This window comes from Micromonospora auratinigra, assembly GCF_900089595.1.
In the GTDB taxonomy this organism is placed as follows: domain Bacteria; phylum Actinomycetota; class Actinomycetes; order Mycobacteriales; family Micromonosporaceae; genus Micromonospora; species Micromonospora auratinigra.
Genome location: NZ_LT594323.1, coordinates 1990492 through 2009165 on the forward strand (window position 1 = coordinate 1990492; position 18674 = coordinate 2009165).

Genomic DNA, 18674 nt, shown 5'->3' on the forward strand with positions numbered 1-18674 from the left:
TGGTCTGTCACGCACGTCCTGAGGCCCGACACCCCTGTCCGGTCTCGAAACCTGCGTGACTGATCGTTCTCAGGACCTGCGTGACACTTCTTGCCGACCAGGGCTCATCATGATGGGCATGGCCGTACCTCAGCCCGCCGCTCCCGATGCCCTTGCCGAGGCGGTCCGACAAGAGTTGGTTGCCGCTGGCCTGCACATACTGCCTCGGGAACCTCGGGAGACCTTCCCTGGCACCGGTGTCTCGGTTCAAGGCAATGATGATGAGCCAGGAGTATGGATCGATTGGATGGTCAGTGACGCCTTGGGCGACGCGGCCGTCAGGGCCCTCCAAGCGGGCGCGTACCGGCGCGACGGCTCGGAGATGCATCCCGCCATCCGGCATTCCTCGACGGTCAAGTTCGCGATGACTGCGGCGATTGCGGAAATTCTTGAAGCTGCTGGATTCCGGGTAGAGCGAGACGCCGATGACTATCGGCCGGGTGAGTTGCTGGTGCTGGACCGGCAGTCCGGACCCACCTGGCGTGACCCGGTAGGTCCACCGCTCGCCGGCCTAGGCGGGTACATGCCCGGCGTGCGGGTGCAGCTCATTGACGGCGAGTATGCCGGGTCCATCACCACGGTCAGGGAAGCTTGGCACACAAGGTCGCTGCAAGAGCCGCCAGACGTGTATCTCGTTGAGCATCCGCTGGGGAGCGGAAAGCTCCAGGTCCCCGCGTCGGCCGTCGCGCTTGTCTGCGAGGACAACTAGCGACTGTGACTGTGACACACGTCTTCATATCGATGTGTCACGCAGGTCCCGAGACCGGACATGCCGGCAGCCGGTCGTCGGGCTTACTGGGACCGGCCGAACTCGGCGTAGTGCGTCTGCCCCTCGTCGAGCGCACGGAGGGCTGCCTGAACCCGCCGAGCCATGGACGGTCGCAGGAGCGGCACGGCGTCGTCATACCCGAGGAAGCGAAGCCCGGTCAGCTCCGCGTCGTCGGCATGAGAGCTGCGGCCTGGTCCTCGTCGAGCTGGCCGCCGTCGAAGATGAACATGATGCCGTCCGGCCAGACCCCGTGGGCGGGGATCCAATCGACCAGGAGGAGACGGGTGATGGGGAGGTCGAGACCGATCTCCTCGCGGACCTCCCGCCAGCAGGCGGCCAGGGGCGATTCGTCGGCGTCGGCAATGCCACCGGGGATGTCGAGAAAGGGCTTGTAGCCCGGCACAACCAAGAGCACCCGGTCCCTGTGGTCTCGGATCAGGGCTCCGCCGGCTACTCGCCGCGTGGAAGTCGTCCGGCGATGCCGGGGTTGAACTCCTTCTCTGGCTCACCCTCGGCGGATAGGTCGTTGGCCAACGTCACCGCATCACCGTACTGAATGGCAGGCAGAATCACACCAACACCTCAGCTCGCCAGCAGCAGCTTGGCGCGCTGCTGGAAGGTAACGACGGCCGGCTGCTTCGCGTACGGGACCAGATGCTGACCTACCTGGGTCAGGTGCTCTCTCGAACTGGTGTTCGCGCAGCTCAGGAGGGGTGACGGCGTCACTTGGCGTTGAAGTAGTTCGCCTCCGGGTGGTGCACCACGATCGCGTCGGTGGCCTGCTCCGGCACGAGCTGGAACTCCTCGGACAGCTGCACCCCGATCCGCTCCGCGCCCAGCAGCCCGACGATCTTCGCCCGGTCCTCCAGGTCCGGGCAGGCCGGGTAGCCGAACGCGAACCGGCAGCCCCGGTAGTCGGTGCGCAGCAGGCCGGCCAGGTCGGCCGGGTCGTCGTCGGCGACGGTGCCGCCGCCGGGCAGGGTCAGCTCGGTGCGGATCCGCCGGTGCCAGTACTCGGCCAGCGCCTCGGTGAGCTGCACGGACAGGCCGTGCACCTCCAGGTAGTCGCGGTACTCGTTGCCGGCGAACATCTTCGCCGTGTACTCGCTGATCGGCTGGCCGACGGTGACCAGCTGCAACGCCACCACGTCGAGCTGGTCGCCCTTGGGGCGGAAGTAGTCGGCCAGGCAGAGCCGGCGCTCCTGCCGCTGCCGGGGGAAGGAGAACCGGGCCCGCTCGGACTGGGCGTTCTCGTCCAGCACCACCAGGTCGTTGCCCTCGGAGTAGGCCGGGAAGTAGCCGTACACCACGGCCGCCTCCAGGACCTGGTCGGCGGTGAGCCGGTCCAGCCAGTACCGCAGCCGCGGCCGGCCCTCGGTCTCCACCAGTTCCTCGTAGGACGGGCCCTGGCCGCCGCGCGACCCGCGCAGCCCCCACTGGCCGAGGAAGGTGGCCCGCTCGTCCAGCAGCGCCGCGTAGTCGGCCAGCGGCACGCCCTTGACCACGCGGGTGCCGAAGAACGGCGGGGTGGGCACCGCCACGTCGGTGGCCACGTCGGAGCGGACCGAGGCGTCGTCGAGGTCGGGCAGCGCCTCGCGGACCACGGCCCGCTGCCGCTCCCGGCGTTCCCGGCGGGCCGCCAGGGCGGCCTCGCGCGCCGGGTCGACCAGCGGCGCGCCGCCCCGCTTGGCCGTCATCACCCGGTCCATCAGGGACAGCCCCTCGAACGCGTCGCGGGCGTAGTGCACCTGGCCGGGGAAGATCGACCGCAGGTCGTCCTCGACGTACGCGCGGGTCAGCGCCGCCCCGCCGAGCAGCACCGGCCAGCGCTCGGCCACCCCGCGGGTTGCCATCTCGGCCAGGTTCTCCTTCATGATGACGGTGCTCTTGACCAGCAGCCCGGACATGCCGATCGCGTCGGCGCGGTGCTCCTCGGCGGCGTCCAGGATCGCGGCGATCGGCTGCTTGATGCCGATGTTGACGACCTCGTAGCCGTTGTTGGACAGGATGATGTCGACCAGGTTCTTGCCGATGTCGTGCACGTCGCCCTTGACGGTGGCGAGCACGATGCGCCCCTTGCCGCCGTCGTCGGCCTTCTCCATGTGCGGCTCCAGGTAGGCCACCGCGGTCTTCATCACCTCGGCGGACTGGAGCACGAACGGCAGCTGCATCTGCCCGGAGCCGAACAGCTCGCCGACCACCTTCATGCCGTCCAGCAGCAGGTCGTTGATGATCGAAAGCGGGGCACGCCCCTCGGCCATCGCGGTGTCCAGGTCGGCTTCGAGGCCGTTGCGCTCGCCGTCGATGATCCGCCGCTTGAGCCGCTCGTCCAGTGGCAGCGCGGCCAGTTCCTCGGCCCGGGTGGCCCGGGCGGAGGCGGCGTCGACGCCCTCGAAGGCCTCGATGAACCGCTGCACCGGGTCGTACCCCTCACGGCGGCGGTCGTAGACCAGGTCGAGCGCGACCTCGCGCTGCTCGTCGGGGATCCGCGCCATCGGAAGGATCTTGCTGGCGTGCACGATCGCCGAGGTCAGCCCGGCCTCGCGGCACTCGTGCAGGAAGACGGAGTTGAGCACCTGGCGGGCGGCCGGGTTGAGGCCGAAGGAGACGTTGGAGATGCCGAGGGTGAAGTTGACCCCCGGGTAGCGGGCCGCGATCTCCCGGATCGCCTCGATCGTCTCGATGCCGTCGCGGCGGGTCTCCTCCTGGCCGGTGGCGATCGGGAAGGTCAGCGCGTCGATGAGGATGTCCTCCCGGCGCATCCCCCACCGGCCGGTCAGGTCGTCGATCAGGCGGGCCGCGACGCGTACCTTCCACTCCCGGGTACGGGCCTGGCCCTCCTCGTCGATGAGCAGGGCGACCACGGCCGCGCCGTGCTCCTTGACCACCGGCATCACCCGGGCGTAACGGGAGTCGGGGCCGTCGCCGTCCTCGAAGTTGACCGAGTTGACCACGCAGCGGCCGCCGAGCATCTCCAGCCCCGCCTCGACCACGGCCGGCTCGGTGGAGTCCAGCATGATCGGCAGGGTGGAGGCGGTGGCGAACCGGCCGGCCAGCTCGCGCATGTCGGTGGTGCCGTCGCGGCCCACGTAGTCGACGCAGAGGTCGAGCAGGTGCGAGCCGTCCCGGGCCTGGCTGCGGGCGATCTCCACGCAGGACTGCCAGTCGGCGGCGAGCATCGCCTCGCGGAACGCCTTGGAGCCGTTGGCGTTGGTCCGCTCCCCCACCATCAGGACGCTGGCGTCCTGGGCGAACGGGACCGGGTGGTAGATCGAGGAGACGCCGGCCTCCGGGCGCGGCTCGCGGGCCACCGGCCGGGTGCCGCGCAGCCGCTCCACCAGCACCCGGATGTGCTCCGGGGTGGTGCCGCAGCAACCGCCGACCAGGGCGACGCCATAGTCGGCGACGAACCGCTCCAGGGCGTCGGCCAGCTCCACCGGGGTCAGCGGGAAGTACGCCCCGTCGGCGGTCAGCACCGGCAGGCCGGCGTTCGGCATCACCGAGATCGGGATCCGCGAGTGGCGGGCCAGGTAGCGCAGGTGCTCGCCCATCTCGGCCGGGCCGGTCGAGCAGTTGAGCCCGACCAGGTCGACGCCGAGCGGCTCGATCGCGGTCAGCGCGGCGCCGATCTCGCTGCCCAGCAGCATGGTCCCGGTGGTCTCCATGGCGACCTGGCAGATGATCGGCACGTCGAGGCCCAACTCGGCGCGGGCCCGCTTCGACCCGACCACCGCGGCCTTCACCTGGAGCAGGTCCTGACAGGTCTCGATGATCAGCGCGTCCGCCCCACCGGCGATCAGGCCGGCCGCGTTCTCCCGGTACGCGTCGCGCAGCGAGGCGTACGTGGCGTGGCCGAGGGTGGGCAGCTTGGTGCCCGGCCCCATCGAGCCGAGCACGAAGCGCGGCTGCGCCTCGGTGGCGTACGCGTCGGCGGCCTCCCGGGCGAGCCGCGCGCCGGCCTCGGAGAGCTCCCGGATCCGCCCGGCGATGCCGTACTCGGCGAGGTTCGGCAGGTTGGCGCCGAAGGTGTTGGTCTCGACGCAGTCCGCGCCGGCGGCCAGGTAGGCGTCGTGCACGCCGCGGACCACGTCGGGCCGGGTGACGTTGAGGATCTCGCTGCATCCCTCGAGACCGTCGTAGTCGTCGAGGGTCAGGTCGGCGGCGTGGAGCATGGTGCCCATCGCCCCGTCGGCGATGAGGATCCGGTCGGCCAGCACGTCGAGCAACGAAGTCCGCACAGGGCCAGGTTAGTGCGGCGACTCGGAGCGCGGTCGTGGCACGGGCCGGTTCCCACATACTGTCAGCCGGATCACCGTACCCTTTCGTCCCTTTCGCCACGGTGGTCCCCCGGGCGGACCGGCGCGGCCGACGGGCCGCATCCCACGCCGGCACGTAGGCTGACGGACGTGAAGGACATCAGGGACGCGACCGTGCGACGGTTCCCGACCGGGGCGCGGCCCGCGCCGCGCCGGGCGGGAGTCGTCGCAGGCGGGGCGCACGGTACGGCAGCGACCCGGCGCCGCTGCCGGCGAGCAGGGTGGGTGACGGCGTGACCGAGTTCGACGGGCTGCCGGTGCTCCGGTCGCCGGTGGCCATCGCGGCCTTCGAGGGCTGGAACGACGCCGCGGACGCCTCCACCGCCGCCGTGGAGCACCTGGAGCAGGTCTGGCAGGCCCGGGAGGTGACCGAGCTGGACCCGGAGGACTTCTACGACTTCCAGGTGAGCCGCCCGACCATCACGATGGCCGAGGGCGAGACCCGACGGGTGGAGTGGCCCACCACCCGCTTCATGGTGGCCAGCCCGGAGGGCACCGAGCGGGACGTGGTGCTGATCCGGGGCATCGAGCCGAGCATGCGCTGGCGCACCTTCTGCGAGCAGGTGCTGGAGATCTGCCACAGCCTGGAGGTCGAGCGGGTGGTGCTGCTCGGCGCGCTGCTGGCCGACGTGCCCTACACCCGGCCGCTGCCGATCAGCGGCAGCGCGTCGGACGCCGACGCGGCCAAGCGCTACCAGCTCACCCCGACCCGCTACGACGGCCCGACGGGCATCGTCGGGGTGCTGCACGACGCCTGCACCCGGGCCGAGGTCGACGCGGTGTCGTTCTGGGTGCACGTGCCGCACTACGCCAACAATCCGCCCTGCCCCAAGGCCACCCTCGCCCTGCTGCACCGGGTCGAGGAGGTGCTCGACCTGCCGGTGCCGATGGCCGACCTCGCCGAGGAAGCCGCCGAGTGGGAGCAGCGGGTGCGCAGCGCCGCCGAGCAGGACGCCGAGCTCGGTGAGTACGTCCGCGAGCTGGAGGAACGGGTCGGCGACGCCGGCATCACCCCGTTGACCGGCGACGAGATCGCCCAGGAGTTCGAGAAGTACCTGCGCCGCCGGGGCGGCTCCGCCGGTCCGACCGCCGGCTCCTGGTAACTCCGCTTCCGACGAGAGGCCGGGTCCCCCACCGGGACCCGGCCTCTCGTCATGTCCGCCCCGGCGCCGGTCAGGCGGCCAGCACCAGACCGTCGACCCCGGCGGCGAGGCGCTGCTCCTGAGGGCGTGGTGCGCCGCGAGGACGACGCCGAGCAGATCAGCTACCGACCCACCGAGAAGGGCCAGGCGCTCGCCCCGGCCCTCGGCGCGGTGCAGACCTGGGCCGACCGGTGGCGGGCCGGCGACCTGGGCGCCCGGCCAGGCCGCCTCGACGGCTGCCGTCGCAGTCCGCGCTGACCCCGCACGTCCGGAATCCGGAGATCGGCTCGTGTCGCGCTTCCCTCGACACACCCGCTACGGCATCCTAGGAACCTAGCTGTGATCGAGGAGGCGGATGTGCAGATCAACCCGGGCGCGGCCGAGTTCCCCCACCGGCAGATCGCCGCGCAGCTCAAGGCGCAGGTCCGGCGCGGCGACTGGGCGCCCGGCGAGCGACTGCCGTCCATCCCGGCCATCGCCGAGATGTTCGGTGTGGCGAAGCAGACCGTGCAGCGCGCCGTCGACCAACTGCGGGTCGAGGGCATCCTGATCACGAAACCCGGCTCCGGTACGTACGTGCGCGGCACCCGGCGTCGGCTCAACCGGCTCTCCCGCGGCCGCTACGGCGGCTTCCGCGGCTACCACACCGACCTGGCCGCCCGGTACCGGCAGCAACTGGTCTCCGTCGGCCGCTCCCCCGCCCCGCCCGAGGTGGCCGACGCGTTCGGGGTGGCCGACGGCACCGACCTGCTCTGCCGGCGGCACCTGGTCCGCACCGACGACTCACCGGTCGAGGTGGGCGCGTCCTGGTTCCTGCCGGCCGACACCGCCGGCACCTCGCTGGAGCGGGCCGAGGCGTTCGGCCGCCCGCTCTACCAGGAGGCCGAGGAGGTCACCGGCCGCCGGTACGTCACCGCCACCGACACCATCAGCGCCCGCCAGCCCAGCCGGGAGGAGGCGGAGATCCTCCAGATCCGCCCCGATACCCCGGTGCTGCACCTGCTGCACGTGGCGTACGACGAGCAACGCAAGCCGATCGAGGTCGCCCAGGCCACCTGGCCCGGCCCGATGACCACCCTCACCGAGGAGTACCGGGTCCCGGCCCCCGCCGAACAACCCGACCCCGACCCGGGCCTCGTCCTCGGCTGACCGCCCCCCAGCCCTCCCGCCCTCTCCTCCCCACGCGCGATCTTGCACTTTCTGCCCCGACCAATCGGGCATCAACGGCACCCTGCGGGCGGTAAGTGCAAGATCGGCGGGGCAGGGCGGGGCGGGGTGAGGGGGGCGGCTCAGAGGCGGATGCCGAGGAGGGCGTCGACGGTGTCGGCGAAGAGCTTCGGGGCGGCGGCGTCGTCGGCGACCCCGGCGAGGGCCTGCTCGGCCCAGGCGTCCGCCACCGCCAGCGCGCCCGGGGTGTCCAGGTCCTCGGCGAGGCGCGCGCGTACCCCGGCCAGCAGCTCGTCCCCGGCGGGGCCGGCCGGCGCGGCGGCGGCCCGCCGCCAGCGGGCCAGTCGCTCCCGCGCCACCGCCAGCAGCTCGTCGGTCCACGACCGGTCGGTGCGGTAGTGCCCGCTCAGCAGGGCCAGCCGGACCGCCATCGGGTCCACCCGGTCGGCCCGCAGCCGGGAGACGAAGACGAGGTTGCCCCGCGACTTCGACATCTTCTCGCCGTCGAGACCGATCATGCCGGCGTGCACGTAGTGGTCGGCGAACGGCGCCTGACCGGTGAGCCGCTCGGCGTGCGCCGCGGAGCACTCGTGGTGCGGGAAGAGCAGGTCGTTGCCGCCGCCCTGCACGGAGATCCGGTCGCCGAGCAGGTTCAGCGCGATCACCGCGCACTCGATGTGCCAGCCCGGCCGCCCGGGGCCCAGCTCACCGCCCGGCCAGGACGGCTCGCCCTCGCGGGCGCCCCGCCACAGCAGCGGGTCGAGCGGGTCGCGCTTGCCGGCCCGGTCCGGGTCGCCGCCGCGCTCCGGGAAGATCTCCAGCATCTCGGCCCGGGACAGGTTGGACTCGTAGCCGAACTCGCCGGTGGCGGTGATGTCGAAGTAGACGTCGCCGGTGCCGTCGTCGAGCCGGTACGCCGCACCGTCCTTGAGCAGGACGAGGACCTTGTCGGCGATGTCCGGGATCGACTCGACCGCCCCGACGTAGTGCGCCGGCGGGATGATCCGCAGCGCCTCCATGTCCTCCCGGAACAGCGCCGTCTCCCGCATCGCCAGGACCTTCCAGTCCTCGCCGTCGCGGGCGGCCCGCTCCAGCAGCGGGTCGTCGATGTCGGTGACGTTCTGCACGTACCGGACGGTCAGCCCGGCGTCGCGCCACATCCGCTGGACCAGGTCGAAGCTGATCATGGTGGCGGCGTGCCCGAGGTGGGTGGCGTCGTACGGGGTGATGCCGCAGACGTACATCGTGGCGTCGCCGTCCGGCCGGCTCGGGTGCAGACCCTGCCGCGCCGAGTCGTACAACCTCAGCGGCTCGCCCTCGCCCGGCAGCCGTGGCACCTCGTGTCCCGCCCAAGACTCCATGACCGCCAGCCTAACGAGCCGTCAGGCCGCCGGGTGGCGCCCCTCGGGTGATCAACACGACAACGGCTCACATGGGCGGCCAGGGCATCGCCGGCCAGTCCTCCGGGGGCAGCGGGAAGCGGCCGGTGTCGCGCAGCCGGTCGACCCGGGCCGCCAGCTCGGCGACCTCACTGATGGTCAGGTGCTCGGCCAGCTCGTCGCCGAGCGCGCCGGTGAGCAGGCCGGCCAGCGCGTCGAGCATCTGCACGGCGTCGGCGGGCAGCTCCCGGCCGGCCCAGCCCCAGAGCACCGTCCGCAGCTTCTCCTCGACGTGGAAGCAGACGCCGTGGTCGACGCCGTAGATCCGGTCATCCGGGCCGACGATGACGTGTCCACCCTTGCGGTCCGCGTTGTTGATCACCGCGTCGAGGACGGCGAGCCTGGCCAGCCGCGGGTCGTCGGCGTGCGCCAGGGCGTACGCGGCCCCGTCGTCGTCGCGCGCCGCCGCGACCGGGAACCAGCGCGGCGGCACCGCCTCGGCCGGCACGAAGCCGACCAGCGGTTCGGCGTCCTCCGGCTCGTCGATCCAGAGCTGGCAGGAGCCGGGCCCGAACGGGCCGTCGCGCAGCACCGTGGGCGGCACCAGGTCCCACCCGGTCGCCCGGGAGACCAGGTACGCCGACACCTCGCGCCCGGCGAGGGTGCCGTCCGGGAAGTCCCAGAGCGGCCGCTCGCCGCGCACCGGCTTGTACACGCAGCGCGCGGTCGCCCCGTCCAGGGTGAGGATGCCGCGCAGGGTGGTGTTGGAGGCGTCGACCAGCCGCCCCTCCAGGGTCAGCTCACCGTCGGTGAGCAGCCGCACCGCGGCGGCACCGTCCTGTCGGGGCTGGAGTTCCGACGAGGTCACCGGTGATAACCGTTGTGCCGCGGGCAGAGGTGGCCGGCCGGGTCCAGCGGCTGGCCGCAGAGCGGGCAGGGCGGTCGGCCGGCGTTGACCACGCGGCGGGCCCGCTCGATGAAGGCGCGCGTCGCCTCGGGGGTCAGCCGGACCCGGAGCCGGTCCAGGTCGTCGTCCGGCTCGTCCGGATCCTCGTCCTCGTCGTCGTCGGCCTCGCCCAGCTCGACCTCGACCTCGGTCTCGCCGACCGCGATCGCCTCGATCACCACGGTGGCGCTGTCCACGTCGAAGGCCAGGCCCAGCGTGCCGACCCGGAACTCCTCGTCGACCGGGGTGTCCAGCGGTTCGTTGTCGCCGACGGCGGGGGCGGCCTCCGGCAGGTCGACGCCGAACCGGCGCTGCGCCTCGGAGAGCAGCTCCTCCAGCTTCTCGGCGAGCAGGGTCACCTGGACCTTCTCCAGCGCGACGCTGACCAGCCGGCCACCGCCGCGCGCCTGGAGGAAGAACGTGCGCTCCCCCGGCGGGCCGACGGTTCCGGCGACGAACCGCTCCGGCGGCTCGAAGGCGTGCACCTGGTGGGTCATACCCACGACCCTATCCGGAGGGTGGAAGCGTCGCGTACCGCACCGACGGCGAATCCGCCCAGGGCGAAACGCCGACCCCCGGACCGGGCGTAGCCGGGCGTGGCGGGCCGGCTCACCGGGCGGCCCCGGCGCCGCCGCCCACCGCCGCGTCCGAGTCCACCGGTCGCGTCGCCCGCCGGCGCCGCTTGCGCGGCGGCGGCACCAGGGCGGCCAGGTCCCCACCGGTGTCGTTGAGCCGGACCAGGAACGGCCGCAGCGGCGTGTACCGGATCGCGGTCACCGACGCCGGGTCCGCGACGATCCGCTGGAACAGATCCAGGTGTACGCCGAGCGCGTCCGCCACGATGGCCTTGATCACATCGCCGTGGCTGCACGCCAGCCACACCGCCTCCGGCCCGTGCTCGGCGCTCACCCGGGCGTCCCAGGAGCGGACCGCCGCCACCGCCCGCGCCGACATCGCCGCCATCGACTCCCCCTCCGGGAAGACCGCCGCGCTCGGGTGCTGCTGGACCACCGGCCAGAGCGGCTCCTTCGCCAGCTTCTTCAACGGCTGCCCCTCCCAGCTGCCGTAGCCGCACTCGATCAGCCCGTCCTCGATCACCGGCTCCGCCTGCGGCAGGGCCAGCTCCAGGGTCTGCCGGCAGCGGATCAGCGGGCTGCTCACCACCGCCGCCAGGGGCAGCCCGGCCAGCCGCGCGCCGACCGCCGTGGCCTGGGCCCGACCGGTCTCGTCCAGCTCGACCGGTTGCCGGCCGGCCAGCCCACCGTCGGCGTTCGCGGTGGTCCGGCCGTGTCGCAGAAGCAGAAGGGTCGCCACGCTGACCACCCTAGGCGGTCACCGGCGCACTCCACTCGACACCGGGCCCCCGAGCGGGTGCCCGGTTCCGGTACGGGCCGGATCGAGCCCTGGGCGCGACCGGGCCGACGTGCGCCGCGCCGGGCTGGGGGCGGGCGTGGGTCGTGCCGCGCCGGGTGGAGTGCCGGACCGGGGCGGGTGCGCCGGGGCAGAGGCCGGGCTGGGCACGCGCCGGCCTCGGCCCGGTGGACGGTCTGGACGTACCTCGGGCTGGACCGGTCTGCCGGGACAAATGCCCCGTCAGGCGGCGCCGGCGCCGGCGCCTGAGCGTAGGGCGTCGGTGGAACGCCGTGTACGTCTCGGCCCGTCTGCGACAGCAATGGCGTTCCACTCACGCTCTGCCGGTGTGGTGGGGGTGGGATCTCGGACGGGCTGCGCTCGGTGGTCGTTTCGTGCCGGCGACGGATGAGCCCGATGTCCGGTTCCGGGGTGTGGTGGGGGGCCGTCGTGGGGGCGGAATGGTGGCGGGGGCGGGGTCGTTGAACCCTGGTGAACGACCGAGGAGGACCGCGCCCCGCCCGGCGGGGCGCCGCCGCCGGGGAATGACGGTGGGCCGCCGGTCGTTGTACCTGGTTCCGGCGCCGCGACGTGGCCCGCCCCCCGGCGAGAGCCCCGCGAGCGGCCGGATTTCCCCCGAAGACCTTCCTGAGCGCTTGACGGTGCTTGCGCACACCCCCGTGTGCGCCGACCCCCGAATGGAGCTACCCCCATGACCACGATGATCCGCAAGAGCGTGCTCGGTATCGCTGGTCTCGCGTTCGCCGGTGGTCTGGCCGCCGGCCCCCTGAACCACCACGACGCCACCCCGGTCACCGCCACCACGCCGGTCGCGGCCGTGCAGGCCGACAAGCCCGACGCCGGCAAGCTGATCCCGCACGGCGTGCAGGGCACGCAGTCGCGCATCGACCTCAACGACGAGCAGAGCGCCAACGTCAAGGCCATCATCGCCGCCACCAAGAAGGCCGGCCTGCCCGAGCGCGCCGCGGTCATCTCGATCGCCACCAGCCTGCAGGAGTCGAAGCTGGAGAACCTCGGCCACCTCGGCGACCGCAACGACCACGACTCGCTGGGCCTGTTCCAGCAGCGCCCCTCCAGCGGTTGGGGCACCCCCGAGCAGATCACCGACCCCGAGTACGCCACCCTGGCCTTCCTCAAGGGCCTCAAGCAGGTCGACGGCTGGCAGGACATGCCCCTGACCGACGCCGCCCAGACCGTCCAGGTCTCCGCCTACCCCGACGCCTACGCGCAGTGGGAACAGCAGGCCGCCGACCTCGTCACCCAGCACTGGAACAGCTGACCCGCCTGAACGACCGCCGGCCGGCACCCCGAACCCGGGGTGCCGGCCGGCGGCGTCGACGGGTCAGGTCGCGCTGATGGTGCCGGTGAGCAGCAGGCAGAGCACCAGCGTGCCCAGCGCCACCCGGTACAGCACGAACAGGTAGAGCGTGTGGTGGGCTACGTAGCGCAGCAGCCAGGCGATGGCGGCGTAGCCGATGACGAAGGCGATCGCGGTGGCGACGATCATCTGCGCCACGCTCGGCGCGGCCGTACCGGGCTCGGCCGGCTGGAAGACGTCGCCGAGGCTGAACACGCCCGACAGCACCACGGCGGGGATGGCCAGCAGGAACGAGTACCGGGCCGCGGTCTCCCGGGTGAGGTTGAGCAGCAGGCCGAAGGTGAGCGTGCCGCCGGACCGGGACACGCCGGGAATCAGCGCCATCGCCTGGGCGAAGCCCATGATGACGCCGTCGCGCATCCGGAAGTTCTCCAGCGTGCGGGTCTGCCGGCCCCAGTACTCGGCGAAGGCGAGCACCAGCGCGAAGAAGATCAGCGTGAAGGAGATCAGGTAGAGGTTGCGGGCGGTGTCGCGGATGGCGTCCTTGAACAGCAGGCCCAGCACGCCGATCGGGATGGTGCCGACGATGACGTACCAGCCCATGCGGTAGTCGAGGCTGGAGCGCACCGACGTGTCGGTGATCCCGAGGAACCAGGTACGGACGATCCGCCAGATGTCCTTGAAGAAGTAGATGAGCACCGCGGCCTCGGTGCCCAGCTGGGTCACCGCGGTGAACGACGCCCCGGCGTCGCGGCCGAAGAAGATCGCCGAGGTGATCCGCAGGTGCCCCGAGGAGGAGACCGGCAGGAACTCGGTGAGCCCCTGGACGATGCCCAGGACGATGGCCTCGACCCAGGTCACTCGCCGACTCCGGACAGCTCGAGCGCCTCGGCGACGGTACGCAGGGTCTGCACGCCGCTGTCCCGGTCGGCGACGAACAGGGTCACCGACAGGGTGGTGACGCCGGCCGCCGCGTACTCCCGCATCCGCTCGGCGATGCGCTCCTTGGGACCGAGCAGCGAGGTGCGGTCGATGAACTCCATCGGCACCGCCGCGGCGGCGTCGCGCTGCCGCTTGGCCAGGTAGAGGTCCTGCACCTCGCGGGCGGCGTCGCCGTAGCCCATCCGGGTGGCGAGCTGGTTGTAGAAGTTCTGCTGCCGGCTGCCCATGCCACCGACGTACAGGGCGGCGTACCAGCGGACCAGCTCGGCGCAGGTGGCGATGTCGTCGCCGACCACCACCGGCACCGACGGGACCACGTCGAACCCGGCCAGCTCCTTGCCGACCTTCGCCCGGCCGGCCCGGACCGAGGCGAGCTGTTCCTCGGCGAACTCGGGGGCGTAGAAGACGGCCAGCCAGCCGTCGGCGATCTCGCCGGCCAGCTCCAGGTTCTTCGGGCCGACCGCGGCCAGGTAGATCGGGATGTGCTCACGCGGCGGGTGGAAGCCGAGCCGCAGCGCCTTGCCGGGGCCGTCGGGCAGCGGCAGGGTGTAGTGCTCGCCGTCGTACGCGACCTCCTTGCGGGCGATCGCCAGCTTCACGATGTCGACGTACTCCCGGGTCCGGGCCAGCGGCTTGGCGAACCGGACGCCGTGCCAGCCCTCGGAGACCTGCGGGCCGGACACCCCCAGGCCGAGCCGGAACCGACCGCCGGAGAGGGCGTCGATGGTCGCCGCCGTCATCGCGGTCATCGCCGGGGTGCGGGCGGGGATCTGCATCACCGCGCTGCCCACGTCGATCCGCTCGGTCTGCCCGGCCATCCAGGCCAGCATGCTCGGCGAGTCGGAGCCGTACGCCTCCGCCGCCCACACCACCGAGTAGCCGAGCCGGTCCGCCTCCTGGGCCAGAGCCAGGTGGTCGGCGGGCGTGCTCCACGCCGTCTGATATCCGAGGCTGAGCCCGAGTCGCACTGGTCCTCCCACCATCCGCACCACAGGTCGCACCAGGTTACGCAATGGGGGTGCGGGAGCCGATCACCGGCTCACCTCGAACACGTCACACCCGGCGGTGCGGCGCGGCAGGAACTTGACTCCGGGCGAGGATATCCGTGACGGCAGCTTCGAAATAAGGTTCACCCATGCAACAGCGACCGCTCGGCCGAAGCGGGCTGGCGGTATCGCGGCTCGCGCTCGGCACCATGACCTGGGGACGCGACACCGACGCCGACGACGCGGCCGCCCAGCTGAAGAGCTACCTCGACGCGGGCGGCAACCTCGTCGACACCGCCGACGTGTACGCCGACGGCGACGCGGAGTCGGTGATCGGGTCGCTGCTGGGCGGCCTGGTCCCCCGCGACGAGCTGCTCCTCGCCACCAAGGCGGGGCTGCGGCCGGGCAGCGGCCGCCGTCGGGACGGCTCCCGGGGGCACCTGCTGCGCACCCTGGAGGCGTCGCTGCGCCGGCTCGGCACCGACCACGTCGACCTCTGGCAGGTGCACGGCTACGACCCGGACACCCCGCTGGAGGAGACGCTCTCCGCCCTGGACCACGCGGTGTCCAGCGGGAAGGCCCGGTACGTGGGCGTGTCGAACTTCTCCGGCTGGCAGACGGCCCGGGCGGCCGCCTGGCAGGCCGCCTGGCCGGGGCGCGCCCCGGTGGTCGCCGCGCAGGTGGAGTACTCGCTGCTGGAGCGGGGGATCGAGCGGGAGGTGCTGCCCGCCTGCGAGGCGCTGGGGCTGGGCGTGCTGCCCTGGTCGCCGCTGGGCCGCGGGGTGCTCACCGGCAAGTACCGCAACGGGCGGCCGGCCGACTCGCGGGCCGTGTCGCCGCACTTCGAGCGGTTCGTCGCCACGTACCTGGAGCCGCGCTGCTCCAGCATCGTGGAGGCGGTCGCCACCGCCGCCGGCGGGCTCGGCGTGTCCCCGCTGGAGGTGGCGCTGGCCTGGATCCGGGACCGGCCCGGGGTGACCGCGCCGATCCTCGGCGCCCGGACGGTCGGGCAGCTGCTGGGCGCGTTGCAGGTGGAGCGGATCACCCTGCCCGACGAGATCGTCACCGCGCTGGACGACGTGTCGGCGCTGGAGGTCGGCTACCCGGAACGGGACGGCTGAGCGGTCACCGGCCGGGATCGGGACGCCGATCACCGGCCAGGGGGTGGCGCCGGGGCAGCCGTCTGGGCAGCATGGAAGGCATGGACTACGAATACGCGCCGCTGCGGTTGCCCTCGAACGTCGACCGGTTGACCGCCGCGGCGCAGCTGGCGATCCAGGCGGAGTTCTCCGGGTGGGAGCTGGCCCGGGTACGGCTGTACCGGGACGGGACGCGGCAGGTGATGCTGCGTCGTCGTCGGGTCGCCGAGGCGCAGCCGGGCCTGTCGTACTGAACGCACGGCCCACCCCGGGGCCCGGACCGCACGGTCGGGTCCCCGGGGCGGCACGGCCTAGTGGGCGTGGTCGTGGTCGTGCTCCTCGTCGAGCTCCAGGAACGGGTGCTCGTCGAGCCGGCCGACCAGCCGGTCGTCGGCGGCCGGCTGGAACGGGCCGACCGGGTCGTCGTCGTCGAACGACTCCAGGTCGACCGGGGTGCCGACCTCGCTGACCATCACCACGCCGTCGAGCGGCTCCAGCTCGGGCACGTCGAGGGCGGACAGCGAGCCGTCGCCGCTCTGCAGCAGCTCCAGCACCGCCTCGCCGACGCCCTCGACGGGGGCCGGCTCGTCCTCCTCCGGGGTGCCCTCCCGGCGGGCCGCCTCGGCCACCCGGATCAGGGCGGCGACGCTGGGCACCCGGTAGTCGCGGCGCTGCCGCACCGAGATGACCCGGGGGTGCGGGTCGGTGGCCTCGACGCCCTCGCCCGCGCCGAAACGCTCGTCGGCCTCGTCCGGGTCGATCGACTCGACGTCCCACGGGGTCACCTCGCCGAACGCGTCGAGCAGCTGCTCGTCGTAGGCGAAGGAGGCGTTGTTCAACGCGACGTACGCCTGCCAGACGGCGTCGTCGTCGATCCGGCCCTGGGCGGCCCGGACGGCGGCCAGGTGGGCGCGGGCGGCGTCGATCACCCGCTCCAGGGCGGCGTCCAGCTCACCGTGCTGGTCGGTCATGTGAGGCAGTCCCTTCCGATGGGGGGAGATCCCGCGCCGACGGTGACGCGACGGACACGGTTAGCAGTTGCGGAGAAACCGGTCGAGAACCCGCACGCCGAACTGTAGTCCGTCCACCGGGACCCGCTCGTCGATGCCATGGAACAGGCCGGAGAAATTGAGGTCGGCCGGCAGCCGCAGCGGCGCGAAGCCGAAACAGCGGATGCCGAGCTGCGAGAACGCCTTGGCGTCGGTGCCGCCGGAGAGCATGTACGGCACCGGGTGGGCGCCCGGGTCCTCGGCGCGCAGCGCGGCGGACATCTGCGCCACCAGGTCGCCGTCGAAGGTGGTCTCCAGCGCGGGCTGGCGCTGGATGTACTCGATCTCGATGTCCGGGCCGGCCAGCTCGCGCAGCTGCGCCTCCAGCATTTCCGACTGCCCGGGCAGGCTGCGGCAGTCGATGGTCGCGGTGGCCCGGCCCGGGATGACGTTGTCCTTGTAGCCGGCGGCGAGCCGGGTCGGGTTGGCGGTGCTGCGGATGGTGGCGCCGATGATGTTGGCGATCGGGCCGAGCTTGGCGACCGCGGTCTCCGGGTCCTCCGGGTCGATCTCGATGCCGAGCACGTCGGAGACCTCCGCCAGGAAGGCCCGCACGGTGTCGGTGACGGTGACCGGGAACCGGTGCCGGCCGATCCGGGCGACCGCCTCGGCGAGCGCGGTGACCGCGTTGTCGTCGTGGATGAACGAGCCGTGCCCGGGCCGGCCCTTGGCGTGCAGGCGCAGCCAGTCGATGCCCTTCTCGGCGGTCTCGATCAGGTAGAGCCGCCGGGACTCGTCGACGGAGTAGGAGAAGCCGCCGACCTCGCCGATCGCCTCGGTGCAGCCGTCGAAGAGGTGCCGGTGCTCGCGGGCCAGGAAGTGCGCGCCGTAGTCGCTGCCGGCCTCCTCGTCGGCGGTGAACGCCAGCACGACGTCCCGGCTCGGCCGGACCCCGGCGCGGTGCCAGCCGCGGACCACGGCCAGCACCATCGCGTCGAAGTCCTTCATGTCGATGGCGCCGCGGCCCCACAGGTAGCCGTCGCGGATCTCGCCGGAGAAGGGGTGCACCGACCACTCGTCGGGGTCGGCGGGCACCACGTCGAGGTGGCCGTGCACCAGCAGGGCGTCGCGGCCCGGGTCGGTGCCGGGGATGCGGGCGACCAGGTTGGCCCGGCCCGGCGCGGACTCGAGCAGCTGGGCGTCGATGCCGACCTCGGCGAGCTTCTCGGCGACGTACTCGGCGGCCCGCCGTTCCCCGACGCTGGTGTCGTTGTCCCCGGTGTTGGTGGTGTCGATGCGCAGCAGGTCGCGGCAGAGGTCGACGACCTCGTCGGTGGGGTCCGGTCGGGCGGAGGCGGCGTCGCTCGTCATCGCTTCTTCATACCAGCCGGCCCGGACGTCCGGACGCCCCCGGGCGGGCACGGTTTCGCCGATCGCGCGCCCGGGTACCGCCGGAGGCGTCGCGGAGAACCAGAGCCGTCGATCGGCGGCACCGCCGCCGAGCCCGGACGGCCGCAGCCGCCACCTGCCGAGGAGGACACCATGACCGTTCCCCTGCCGCCGCTGCCGCCCGCCGCCGACGACGCGTACCGGCCGGGCGGGCGGAGCCTGGCCGACATCGTGGACCGGGAGCACCGGGCCCTGCTCGGCCTGGCCGACCAGGTCGAGGACCCGCAGCTGGGCCCCGAGCGGCGGCGGGAGGTGCTGGACGTGCTGGTCGCCGCGGTGTCCCGGCACCTCTCCGCCGAGGAGCAGTACCTGTTCCCCGCCGCCCGCGCCGCGGTGCCGGCGAGCGCAGAGCTGGTGACCCGGGAGATCGAGGCGGACGCCGCGCTGCTGACCGCCCTGAAGGGACTGTCCGGGGCGCCGGACCCGGACGTGGCGGACGTCGTCGACCGGGTGCGCCGGCACGTGAGCCGGGTCGCCGCGCTGGTCCTGCCGCTGCGCGAGGTGGCCTCGGACGCCGAACTGATCCGGCTGGGCAACCGGTGGGAGATCGCCGAGGAGGCGGCGCCGACCCGGCCGCACCCGGGCACCCCGGCCACCCCACCCTGGAACAAGATCGTCGAGCCGGTGGTGGGCGTGCTGGACAAGGCCCGGGACGTGGTCTCCGGCCGGCGTACCCGCCTGTCGGACCTGGAGCGCTCCCGCGAACACTGAGGTCGACGGAT

18 protein-coding genes are annotated in these 18674 nt (G+C 72.8%); 8 read left to right on the plus strand and 10 right to left on the minus strand.

The features are described 5' to 3' along the window. Nucleotides 1-118: 118 nt before the first annotated feature. Nucleotides 119-748 carry a hypothetical protein gene (locus tag GA0070611_RS09150; protein WP_157740276.1) on the plus strand — a complete coding sequence of 210 codons (630 nt, stop codon included), beginning with the start codon at nucleotides 119-121 and terminating at the stop codon, nucleotides 746-748. Between the two features lie 217 nt (nucleotides 749-965). Here GA0070611_RS09150 and GA0070611_RS31480 read toward each other — a convergent pair whose 3' ends face one another. Together GA0070611_RS31480 and metH are read right to left on the minus strand one after the other, a co-directional pair. Then, nucleotides 966-1223, minus strand: coding sequence for an NUDIX domain-containing protein (locus tag GA0070611_RS31480; RefSeq protein ID WP_231921382.1), 258 nt, complete (start codon nucleotides 1221-1223; stop codon nucleotides 966-968). A 307-nt stretch (nucleotides 1224-1530) separates the two neighbouring features. Beyond that, the gene (gene metH, locus GA0070611_RS09160) at nucleotides 1531-5046 is read right to left on the minus strand and encodes a methionine synthase (RefSeq protein ID WP_197675890.1); all 3516 of its coding nucleotides are present in this window, start codon (nucleotides 5044-5046) and stop codon (nucleotides 1531-1533) included. A 311-nt stretch (nucleotides 5047-5357) separates the two neighbouring features. On the opposite strand from metH, the gene GA0070611_RS09165 reads away from it, so the two are divergent. The 3 genes from GA0070611_RS09165 (at nucleotide 5358) to GA0070611_RS09170 (ending at nucleotide 7415) form a co-directional block, all read left to right on the plus strand. Continuing rightward, nucleotides 5358-6227, plus strand: coding sequence for a PAC2 family protein (locus tag GA0070611_RS09165; protein WP_091672700.1), 870 nt, complete (start codon nucleotides 5358-5360; stop codon nucleotides 6225-6227). A 126-nt stretch (nucleotides 6228-6353) separates the two neighbouring features. Beyond that, the gene (locus tag GA0070611_RS31050; protein ID WP_157740277.1) at nucleotides 6354-6524 is read left to right on the plus strand and encodes a hypothetical protein; all 171 of its coding nucleotides are present in this window, start codon (nucleotides 6354-6356) and stop codon (nucleotides 6522-6524) included. 99 nt (nucleotides 6525-6623) lie between these two features. Beyond that, nucleotides 6624-7415: a GntR family transcriptional regulator gene (locus GA0070611_RS09170; RefSeq protein WP_091672702.1), complete on the plus strand. Its 792-nt coding sequence runs from the start codon at nucleotides 6624-6626 to the stop codon at nucleotides 7413-7415. 140 nt (nucleotides 7416-7555) lie between these two features. Here the strand turns inward: GA0070611_RS09170 and mshC are convergent, their stop codons facing one another. The 4 genes from mshC to GA0070611_RS09190 form a co-directional block, all read right to left on the minus strand. Next, nucleotides 7556-8794 (minus strand): cysteine--1-D-myo-inosityl 2-amino-2-deoxy-alpha-D-glucopyranoside ligase, encoded by a 1239-nt coding sequence (mshC, locus tag GA0070611_RS09175; RefSeq protein ID WP_091660818.1) that lies wholly within the window; start codon nucleotides 8792-8794, stop codon nucleotides 7556-7558. 67 nt (nucleotides 8795-8861) lie between these two features. Then, the gene (locus tag GA0070611_RS09180; protein WP_091660822.1) at nucleotides 8862-9680 is read right to left on the minus strand and encodes an SCO1664 family protein; all 819 of its coding nucleotides are present in this window, start codon (nucleotides 9678-9680) and stop codon (nucleotides 8862-8864) included. Then, nucleotides 9677-10255: a DUF3090 domain-containing protein gene (locus GA0070611_RS09185; protein WP_091660826.1), complete on the minus strand. Its 579-nt coding sequence runs from the start codon at nucleotides 10253-10255 to the stop codon at nucleotides 9677-9679. The genes GA0070611_RS09180 and GA0070611_RS09185 overlap by 4 nt, the downstream gene beginning before the upstream one ends. Nucleotides 10256-10367: 112 nt before the next feature. Next, nucleotides 10368-11081: a histidine phosphatase family protein gene (locus GA0070611_RS09190; RefSeq protein WP_091660830.1), complete on the minus strand. Its 714-nt coding sequence runs from the start codon at nucleotides 11079-11081 to the stop codon at nucleotides 10368-10370. Nucleotides 11082-11820: 739 nt separating this feature from the next. Between GA0070611_RS09190 and GA0070611_RS09195 the strand changes: the two genes are divergently transcribed. Then, on the plus strand, nucleotides 11821-12408 hold the full coding sequence (locus GA0070611_RS09195) for a hypothetical protein (RefSeq protein ID WP_091660833.1): 588 nt from the start codon (nucleotides 11821-11823) through the stop codon (nucleotides 12406-12408). A gap of 63 nt (nucleotides 12409-12471) precedes the next feature. On the opposite strand, the gene GA0070611_RS09200 is transcribed toward GA0070611_RS09195, so the two are convergent. Next, entirely contained in the window at nucleotides 12472-13308 is an 837-nt protein-coding gene (locus GA0070611_RS09200; protein ID WP_091660836.1) for an undecaprenyl-diphosphate phosphatase, read from the minus strand. Beyond that, nucleotides 13305-14357 (minus strand): LLM class F420-dependent oxidoreductase, encoded by a 1053-nt coding sequence (locus tag GA0070611_RS09205; RefSeq protein ID WP_091660840.1) that lies wholly within the window; start codon nucleotides 14355-14357, stop codon nucleotides 13305-13307. Before GA0070611_RS09205 ends, GA0070611_RS09200 begins: the two co-directional genes overlap by 4 nt. A gap of 167 nt (nucleotides 14358-14524) precedes the next feature. Here GA0070611_RS09205 and GA0070611_RS09210 point away from each other — a divergent pair, with 167 nt between their 5' ends. Together GA0070611_RS09210 and GA0070611_RS09215 are read left to right on the plus strand one after the other, a co-directional pair. After that, complete coding sequence (locus GA0070611_RS09210; protein WP_091660844.1) at nucleotides 14525-15496, plus strand: aldo/keto reductase; 972 nt, start codon at nucleotides 14525-14527, stop codon at nucleotides 15494-15496. Between the two features lie 80 nt (nucleotides 15497-15576). Then, a complete protein-coding gene (locus GA0070611_RS09215) occupies nucleotides 15577-15768 on the plus strand; it encodes a DUF5703 family protein (RefSeq protein ID WP_091660848.1) in 192 nt (63 codons plus the stop codon). Nucleotides 15769-15825: 57 nt separating this feature from the next. Here the strand turns inward: GA0070611_RS09215 and GA0070611_RS09220 are convergent, their stop codons facing one another. Both GA0070611_RS09220 and GA0070611_RS09225 read right to left on the minus strand, forming a co-directional pair. Beyond that, entirely contained in the window at nucleotides 15826-16485 is a 660-nt protein-coding gene (locus GA0070611_RS09220; protein WP_091660851.1) for a hypothetical protein, read from the minus strand. A 60-nt stretch (nucleotides 16486-16545) separates the two neighbouring features. Further along, the gene (locus GA0070611_RS09225) at nucleotides 16546-17874 is read right to left on the minus strand and encodes a M20/M25/M40 family metallo-hydrolase (protein WP_091660855.1); all 1329 of its coding nucleotides are present in this window, start codon (nucleotides 17872-17874) and stop codon (nucleotides 16546-16548) included. Between the two features lie 171 nt (nucleotides 17875-18045). Here GA0070611_RS09225 and GA0070611_RS09230 point away from each other — a divergent pair, with 171 nt between their 5' ends. Then, entirely contained in the window at nucleotides 18046-18663 is a 618-nt protein-coding gene (locus tag GA0070611_RS09230) for a hemerythrin domain-containing protein (protein WP_091660858.1), read from the plus strand. Nucleotides 18664-18674: the final 11 nt, after the last annotated feature.

Bases quoted from the DNA above. Each gene is read 5' to 3' on its own strand.
- GA0070611_RS09150 (WP_157740276.1), top strand. From the start codon at position 119: ATGGCCGTACCTCAGCCCGCCGCTCCCGATGCCCTTGCCGAGGCGGTC.
- mshC (WP_091660818.1), bottom strand. From the start codon at position 8,794: ATGGAGTCTTGGGCGGGACACGAGGTGCCACGGCTGCCGGGCGAGGGC.
- GA0070611_RS09185 (WP_091660826.1), bottom strand. From the start codon at position 10,255: ATGACCCACCAGGTGCACGCCTTCGAGCCGCCGGAGCGGTTCGTCGCC.
- GA0070611_RS09195 (WP_091660833.1), top strand. From the start codon at position 11,821: ATGACCACGATGATCCGCAAGAGCGTGCTCGGTATCGCTGGTCTCGCG.
- GA0070611_RS09210 (WP_091660844.1), top strand. From the start codon at position 14,525: ATGCAACAGCGACCGCTCGGCCGAAGCGGGCTGGCGGTATCGCGGCTC.
- GA0070611_RS09215 (WP_091660848.1), top strand. From the start codon at position 15,577: ATGGACTACGAATACGCGCCGCTGCGGTTGCCCTCGAACGTCGACCGG.
- GA0070611_RS09220 (WP_091660851.1), bottom strand. From the start codon at position 16,485: ATGACCGACCAGCACGGTGAGCTGGACGCCGCCCTGGAGCGGGTGATC.
- GA0070611_RS09225 (WP_091660855.1), bottom strand. From the start codon at position 17,874: ATGACGAGCGACGCCGCCTCCGCCCGACCGGACCCCACCGACGAGGTC.
- GA0070611_RS09230 (WP_091660858.1), top strand. From the start codon at position 18,046: ATGACCGTTCCCCTGCCGCCGCTGCCGCCCGCCGCCGACGACGCGTAC.